Source organism: Mesorhizobium sp. M2C.T.Ca.TU.002.02.1.1 (assembly GCF_003997225.1).
On record NZ_RZTO01000245.1, the window covers coordinates 1 to 7,580 of the forward strand.

The following is a 7,580-nucleotide window of genomic DNA, read 5'->3' on the forward strand; positions in this document are numbered from 1 at the left end:
TCGGCATACAGCGAGCGCGGATCGCCGGCTTTCGTTCCCGGACGCAGCGGACACGAGACCAGCAGGATATCGGCAGCACCTGTCGGGGCGCCTTCGACGATACGCCCGCCATTGGCGCGCAGGGCTGCGAGCACCGCATCGACGATCGCATTGGTTTCACCGTCCAGCGCGATCGCGGCGCCGGCGAGATCGATTTCCATGGCGGCGCTCACATCATGTACCCCGCGGTCCAGCCGCCATCGACGGCCAGCACCTGGCCGTTGATGTAGCTGGCGGCCGGAGAGGCCAGGAACAGCACGGCCTCGGCGATCTCCTCCGGCTCGGCCGGCCGGCCGAGCGGCACATGGGCGAGAAACTCCCGCGTGCGGCCGGCGAACTTGCCGTCGTCGCCGTAGAACAGCTTGGCGGTCAGCGCGGTCAGCACCGAGCCGGGCGCGACCGCGTTGGTCAGGATCCCCTTGGCGCCCAGTTCGATCGCCATCGACCGCGTCAGATGGACGATGGCGGCCTTGGCGGCAACGAACGGGCTTTGCAGCCGCATCGCGGCAAGGCCGACGACCGAGGCGATGTTGACGATACGCCCGCCCTTGCCGGCGGCGAGCATCGGCGCCAGCGCGGCGCGGCTCATGATGTAGAGGCCGTCGAGGTCGATGCCGGTGATGCGATCCCATTCCTCGGCAGGGAATTCGTCTATGGTGACGCGGTGCGCCAAAGTATTGACGCCGGCATTGTTGACCAGGATGTCGAGCCGGCCGTGCCGCTCCAAAACCCTGGCGATCGCGGCATCGACCGATTGGCCGTCGCGAATGTCGAGCCCGCAGGCCATCGCGTTGCGCAGGCCGGCCGCGACACGCTCGGCGCCTGCCATGTCGATATCGGCGACGACAACCGCGGCCCCGTTATCCGAAAGCCGTTTGGCGATGGCGCTTCCGATGGCGCCCGCCGCCCCTGTGACCAAGGCGACCCGATCCGATAAGTCACACCGCATTGCTCGCCGCCATCATCATCCCTCGACGCAAGGCTATTATAATAATATCAAAGGTCAAGGAAGCCCCAAACGGAGCCGATGATAGCGGATATCGGATTAGGAACGATAGCGGTCGATCCGCTCCGCGGCTGAGCGGCACTATCCGTCCGCCAGTGCCGTCACCTCGCGCCGGAAAGGCAGCGCGTCACCGATATCGGCTTCGTCCAGCTCGCGGGCGAAGCGGTGGCCGGCATAGGTCGCCCAGGCGATCGGTCCCGGCGCTTCGGCGTCGCCGATGACCTTGATCGATCGGATGCCATTGGCCGCCCACTCATTTTCGCGAGCTTTCAGCGTGCGCCAGACGTCGTCGTGCTGATTGCGCGACGTGACCAGGACGACGGCATCGGCGGCCATGTCCGATCTCGCGCCGGTATAGACGCAGGCCGTCGCGACACCGCCTGACGCGATCGTCGTGACGGTCCTGTTCAGCACAATATCGACCCCGAGCTCCGCCAAGCGGCGATGGATCGCCCCCTGCTCCAGAGTGTTGCGGGTCCAGTCCGAGACATAGGCCGACGGCGTCACCAGGGTCACCTTCGCGCCCTGGCGCGCCATCAGCTCGGCCAGCACGCCGCCCATGTAGTAGTGATCGTCGTCGAACAGCACGACATTGCCGGACGGCACCTTGCCGTCCATCAGATCGTCGGGCGTGTAGACCGGCATGGCGGCGTCGATCGGCATCGGCACGACATGGGCGCGCGCGACGCCGTCGCGCCGCCAGGCCGATCCGGTGGCGATGGCGACGTTCTGGAAGCCGAAGGACAGGATATCGTCCGCCGACAGCCGGCTTTCGAAATAGATGTCGACATTCGGCATCTGGCTGAGCTGGTATTGCCGATAGTCGCGCACCCTGCCCCAAGCCGACAGGCCCGGCAGCAGGCACTCGCGCGCCACGCGCCCGCCGAGCTCCGTGCCCGCTTCCGCAATCGCTACCTGATAGCCGCGCAGGCCGAGCGCGCGGGCGGCCTCCAGTCCGGCGGGCCCGGCGCCGACGATCAGCACGCTGTCGCTGTCGCCCTTGGCCTGCATGCGCTCCGGATGCCAGCCCTTGCGCCATTCCTCCATGAAGGTCGGGTTCTGCGTGCAGCGCGAGATCGACATTGTCATGTCGCCGGTGATGCAGATGTTGCAGCCGATGCATTCGCGGATGTCCTCGATGCGGCCCTCCTCGACCTTCCGCGGCAGGAAGGGATCGGCGATCGACGGACGGGCGCAGCCGATGAAATCGAGCGTGCCCGACGTGATCATCCGCACCATCACATCCGGCGAGGTGAAGCGGCCGACGCCGACGACCGGCTTTGAGGTCAGCTTCTTGATGCCGGAGACAAGGCTTTCCTGCGCCGCCTCTTCCTTGAAGCGCGATGGGCCGGAGCAATCCTCCCAAGCGCCGTGCGCGAGGTCCCAGAGATCGGGCAGCTCGGCATGCATCTCGATCATGTCGCGGACTTCCGAATTGGCGAAGCCAAGCTCGCCGATCATCTCGTCCAGCGACAGCCTGAGCGTCAGGCCGCAGGTGTCGCCGATCGCGTCGCGCCCTTCCTCGATCAGTTCGCGCATCAGCCGCGAGCGGTTCTCCAGCGAGCCGCCATATTCGTCGCTGCGCTGGTTGGTGGCGGTCGACAGGAAATGCTGGATGATGCCGAAGCCATGCGCACCGTAGAGGCAGACCAGGTCGAAACCGGCCTGCTTCGCGCGCTTGAAGGCATTGCGGTGCCAGCGGCGCAGGTCGCGGATATCCTGCCTGTCCATGGCGCGGGCCTGCACCGGATCGTTGGTGAAGGTGCGGATCGGCAAGGCCGACGGCCCGCGCGGCACCTCCTTGGTGTAGAGGTTGGGTCCGTTGATGCCGGAATAGGCGAGCTGGATACCGGCGAGCGCGCCATGCTCGTGCATGGCTTTCGCCATCTTCGCCAGGGCCGGCATGTCGGCGTCGTCCCACAGCCTGAGCTCGATGAAGGGCGTGATCTCCGAGGTGTGGTGCATCTCCGTCTGCTCGGTGAAGATGACGCCCCATCCGCCTTCGGACTTCATCCGGCGCATCGCGGCCGCGGCCGACGGATCGCGGTAGCCGCCGCCATTGCAATGCGGAACCTGATAGAAGCGGTTCTTGGCGGTCACCGGACCGATCTTCATCGGCTCGAACAGAATGTCGTAGCGTGGGTCGCGCATGGTAGTTCCCTTCCCGTCGGCTGGCGCTGCCGATGCTCCGGAGATTACTCATAAGTTGGCGCCGGCGCGGGAAAACTACGGAATTCTTCTGTGCGGATTAGGATGCGCCTAATCGCGCATCCGGGGATTAGCCTGCGATGAACCGGGGCTGAGCCAAATGCGACTTCAGCGCCGCCGCGCTACGATGCTACACACCCGGTTGCGGCAACGGGAAAAGAAGAATGGACAGCATCAGGATCCTCGAACGGCTGATCGCCTTCCCGACGGTGAGCCGCGACTCGAACCTCGACCTCATCGGCTATGCGGCGGTACTGCTCGAAGCGAGCGGCATCGCCAGCCAGCTCATCCATAGCGCCGACGGCCACAAGGCCAACCTCTTCGCCACCATCGGACCGACTGATGCGCCCGGCATCATGCTGTCCGGCCATACCGACGTCGTTCCCGTCGACGGCCAGGACTGGACACTGCCCCCATTCGAGATGACCGAACGCAACGGCAAGCTCTACGGGCGCGGCGCGGCAGACATGAAGGGTTTCGTGGCCTCGGCGCTCGCGGCCTGCCTCAAGGCCTCGAAAATGCCGCTGCGCACGCCCTTGCATCTCGCGCTCTCCTACGACGAGGAGGTCGGTTGTCTCGGCGTGCGCGACCTGATCGAGATGCTGAGCGCAGCACCCCAACGCCCGCTGCTCTGCATCGTCGGCGAGCCGACCAACATGCAGGTGGCGACGGGGCACAAGGGCAAGCTCGCGGCGCGCGCCCTCTGCAAGGGACGCGAAGGCCATTCGGCGCTCGCGCCGCTCGCGCTCAACGCCATCCATCTCGGCTGCGACTTCGTGCGCGCCTTGCGCGACGAGCAGGAGCGGCTCACCCGCGAAGGTGCGCGCGACGGCGACTACGACATTCCCTACACGACCGTGCATGTCGGCAAGATCAATGCCGGCGTGGCGCTCAACATCGTGCCCAATCTTTGCGTGGTCGATTTCGAGATCCGCAACGTCGCCGCCGATGACGCCGCCGGCATCCTCGACCGGCTGCGCGATGCCGCCGCGCGCATTGCCGCCGAAGCGGCTGCGATCGCGCCAGAAGCGGCAATCGACATCGAGATCACCAACACCTATCCAGGTCTCGACACGCCGGCCGCTTCGGAAGCGGTGGCCTTCGTCAAATCGCTGACTGGCGCCAACGACACCATGAAAGTCGCCTTCGGCACGGAAGGCGGGTTGTTCAGCCGCGATCTCGGCACGCCTGCCGTCGTCTGCGGACCGGGCTCGATGGCGCAGGGGCACAAGCCGGACGAATTTGTCAGCGTCGAGCAGTTGCGGCGCTGCGACGAGATGCTGGAGCGGTTACTCGCACGGCTCGCCGACGGCTGGCCGTGACGTCCCTCATTTGACGATGCGCTCGGTGCCGAAGACGCCTTGCTCGACGACGAATCGGCGGCAATGGTCGATGAAGGCCTGCACCGTGAGTGTGCGGTGCTCGGCGTTCGGCAGCGCAATTCCCATCGTCAGTGGCCTGATGTCGCCCAGCAAGGGCACGAAGACCAGCAGCTTGCCGTCCGGCGACATGGCGTTGAGCGGCCGCATATTGGCGATACCATAGCCGAAGCCGTTGGCGACCATCGAGCGCATCACGGCGATATCGCCAGTGCGCTCGGCGATCCTGGGCCGCAGGCCCTGGAAGGCCGAGAGGAAGTATTCGCGGCTGTAGGGCAGATCGAGCAGCACCATCGGTTCATCGACCAGTTCCTCCGGCGTGATCCCCGCCCTCCCCGCCAGGCGATGCGCGGCCGGCAGCATCACATAGGCCGGCAGTTGCATCAGCGGTTCGAACGTCATGTCCTGCGACAATTCGAGGTCGTAGGTCAGCGCTGCGTCTATTTCGCCACGCTGCAGCATCTCGAACAATTGGCCCTGGTTGCGCTCGAACTGGCGGACCCGCACATCCGGATAGGCGTCCTCGAACTTTCTGCGCAGCGCCGGCAGCACGATCTGCGCGAAAGTCAGCAGGCAGCCGATCGCCAACGGTCCGCGCACCTTTTCGGCGATATCGCCGGCAATGTCGTGCAGCGCATCCGCATCGTTGAGCAGCCGCGCGGCTTCCTTGAGGAACAGGCGCCCACCCGCTGTCAGCGCGAGCGCATGCGAATGCTTGCGCACGAAGAGCTGGACGCCGAACTCCGCTTCGAGCTGGGCGATCGACGCCGAGATCGACGGCGGCGAGACGTTCACCTGCTCGGCCGCCTTGGCGATCGAGCCGGCTTCGCCAACGGCGACGAAATATTCGAGCTGTCTGAGCGTGAAGCGGAGCGGCATGGTGGCTATGTTGCCGGTTTGCACCCGGTGATCAAGTCGCGGCCGCTCCTCAGTACCTGATCCAGGTGGTTTTCAGCGCTGTGTATTTGTCGAGCGCATGCAGCGACAGGTCGCGCCCGAAGCCGGACTGCTTGAAGCCGCCGAAGGGCGTCATCGGGCTCAGCGCATCGACGGTGTTCACCGAAACCGTGCCCGCCCGCAGTCTTTCCGCGATGCGGTGTGCTCGCGACAGGCTGTCGGTCCACAGCGATGCCGCGAGGCCGTAGACGCTGTCATTGGCAATCCGAAGTGCTTCGTCTTCGCTGTCGAAGGCGATCACCGACAGCACCGGGCCAAAAATCTCGTCGCGGGCAAGCGGATCGTCCGGCGAAACATTGTCGAAGATGGTGGGCTGCACGAAGCTGCCGCGCCCATCGACGGCCACCCGGTCGCCGCCGGTGACCAGCCGAGCCGACTTCCTGCCGCTATCGATGAAGCGCATGACGGTCGCTGCGTGCCGCGCATCCACCATCGCCCCCATCCTGGATTGAGGGTCGAGCGGGTCGCCTGGCTGCGACGCCGCCGCGCGCTCCGCCAGTTTCTCCACCAGCGCGTCCTTGATGCCGCGCTCCACCAGCAGCCGGGAATTGGCGGAGCAGACCTGTCCCTGGTTGAAGAAGATACCGAAGGCGGCCATATCGGCGGCCGCATCGAGATCGGCGCAATCCGCGAACACCAGATTGGGGCTTTTTCCCCCGGTCTCCAGCCAGACCTGCTTCATGTTCGACTGGCCGGAATATTGCAGGAACAGCTTGCCGACGGCGGTCGACCCGGTGAAGGCAAGGCAATCGACATCCATATGCCGGCCAAGCGCCTGGCCGGCGGTCTCGCCGAGGCCGGGCACCACATTGAGCACGCCGGCAGGGAGCCCCGCCTCCATGGCAAGCTCGGCCAGCCTGAGCGCCGAGAAAGGCGACTGCTCGGCCGGCTTCAGCACCACCGAATTGCCCGCCGCCAGCGCCGGCGCGCATTTCCAGGTCGCCATATCGAGCGGGAAATTCCACGGCACCACGGCGCCCACGACCCCGAGCGGCTCGCGCCGCACCAGAGCGAGGTCGCCCTGCCCTGTCGGCGCCACCTCGTCATAGACCTTGTCGATCGCCTCGGCATACCACTGGAAGATCGCCGCCGAGCCCGGCACGTCGATGGTGGCCGCGTCCTTGACCAGCTTGCCCATGTCGAGCGATTCCAGCAGCGCGAGTTCCTGCAGGTTCTCGCGCAGCAGTTCCGCCAGCCTGAGCAGCACTTGCTTGCGATACGCGGGACTGGTTCGCGACCAGACGCCGGCTTCAAAACTGCGCCGCGCCGCGGCAACGGCAAGGTCGATATCCTCTTCCCCACAGGAGGCGACCTCGGCCAGCGTCGCTCCCGTGGCCGGATTGATGCTGGCGAAGGTCCGGCCGGAGCGCGCCGGTACCGGCTTGCCGTCGATGAACGCCTTGTCGCGGAAGCGGATCGCGGACGCTCTGCCGACCCACTCCTTGTGGCTGAGTTCGTTCATGCTGACTCCAGAAGCCGGTACTACTCGTCACCGGGAACGCCGTAGCTCGGCGCATCGGACGGGTTGAGGGCGCGGGTGACGTAAGCGTCGAGCTGGGGCTCGTAGAGTTGCCACAGCGTTGCGAGCTGCTCGATCGGGCACGCTTCCGTCCAGTCGCATCGCAGGTCGGCGACGGGCCACGAGACATCGCGCACCAGCTTCATGCCGGCGGAGCGGACGGGCCCCGCCTCCCCGCCCGCCTTGAGCGCGGCGCGCATCGTGGCGATCAGCCGGTCGCCGAGATGGCCTTCGGAGGCGAGGAAGGCGTCGACCATGGCCTTTGGAATTCCATCGTTGGCGAGCAGGTTGCCACCGCAGGCGACGTCCTCGCCACGCGCCTCGGCCCAGATGCCGAGGGCTTTCGGCCCGGAGTGGATCGCGCTGACGCCCGCGGCGTCGACCGCCAGTATCTGCCGGTATTCGATAAAGGCGCCAGTGCGCTTGATGATGGCAACCGCCTCGGCGGCCGAGGCACCGCGCGCCATCAGTT

6 protein-coding genes and 1 pseudogene are annotated in these 7,580 nt (G+C 66.1%); 1 reads left to right on the top strand and 6 read right to left on the bottom strand.

Annotated elements, in window-relative coordinates; translation table 11 throughout:
• The 3 genes and pseudogenes from EOD07_RS15110 to EOD07_RS15120 form a co-directional block, all read right to left on the bottom strand.
• Positions 1 to 200, bottom strand: a pseudogene (locus EOD07_RS15110) (pteridine reductase); the annotation flags it as partial.
• Between the two features lie 8 nt (positions 201 to 208).
• On the bottom strand, positions 209 to 988 hold the full coding sequence (locus EOD07_RS15115; RefSeq protein WP_127236039.1) for an SDR family NAD(P)-dependent oxidoreductase: 780 nt from the start codon (positions 986 to 988) through the stop codon (positions 209 to 211).
• Between the two features lie 138 nt (positions 989 to 1,126).
• Positions 1,127 to 3,196 (bottom strand): NAD(P)-binding protein, encoded by a 2,070-nt coding sequence (locus tag EOD07_RS15120; RefSeq protein WP_127236040.1) that lies wholly within the window; start codon positions 3,194 to 3,196, stop codon positions 1,127 to 1,129.
• 221 nt (positions 3,197 to 3,417) lie between these two features.
• Here EOD07_RS15120 and argE point away from each other — a divergent pair, with 221 nt between their 5' ends.
• Positions 3,418 to 4,575: an acetylornithine deacetylase gene (gene argE / locus EOD07_RS15125; protein WP_127236041.1), complete on the top strand. Its 1,158-nt coding sequence runs from the start codon at positions 3,418 to 3,420 to the stop codon at positions 4,573 to 4,575.
• A 6-nt stretch (positions 4,576 to 4,581) separates the two neighbouring features.
• On the opposite strand, the gene EOD07_RS15130 is transcribed toward argE, so the two are convergent.
• From EOD07_RS15130 to EOD07_RS15140, 3 genes are all read right to left on the bottom strand, one after another.
• Positions 4,582 to 5,535 (bottom strand): LysR family transcriptional regulator, encoded by a 954-nt coding sequence (locus EOD07_RS15130; RefSeq protein WP_245470154.1) that lies wholly within the window; start codon positions 5,533 to 5,535, stop codon positions 4,582 to 4,584.
• A 25-nt stretch (positions 5,536 to 5,560) separates the two neighbouring features.
• On the bottom strand, positions 5,561 to 7,051 hold the full coding sequence (locus EOD07_RS15135; protein ID WP_127236042.1) for an aldehyde dehydrogenase: 1,491 nt from the start codon (positions 7,049 to 7,051) through the stop codon (positions 5,561 to 5,563).
• Between the two features lie 20 nt (positions 7,052 to 7,071).
• The coding region (locus tag EOD07_RS15140; protein ID WP_164772262.1) for a DUF1028 domain-containing protein at positions 7,072 to 7,580 on the bottom strand (509 nt) is incomplete at its 5' end.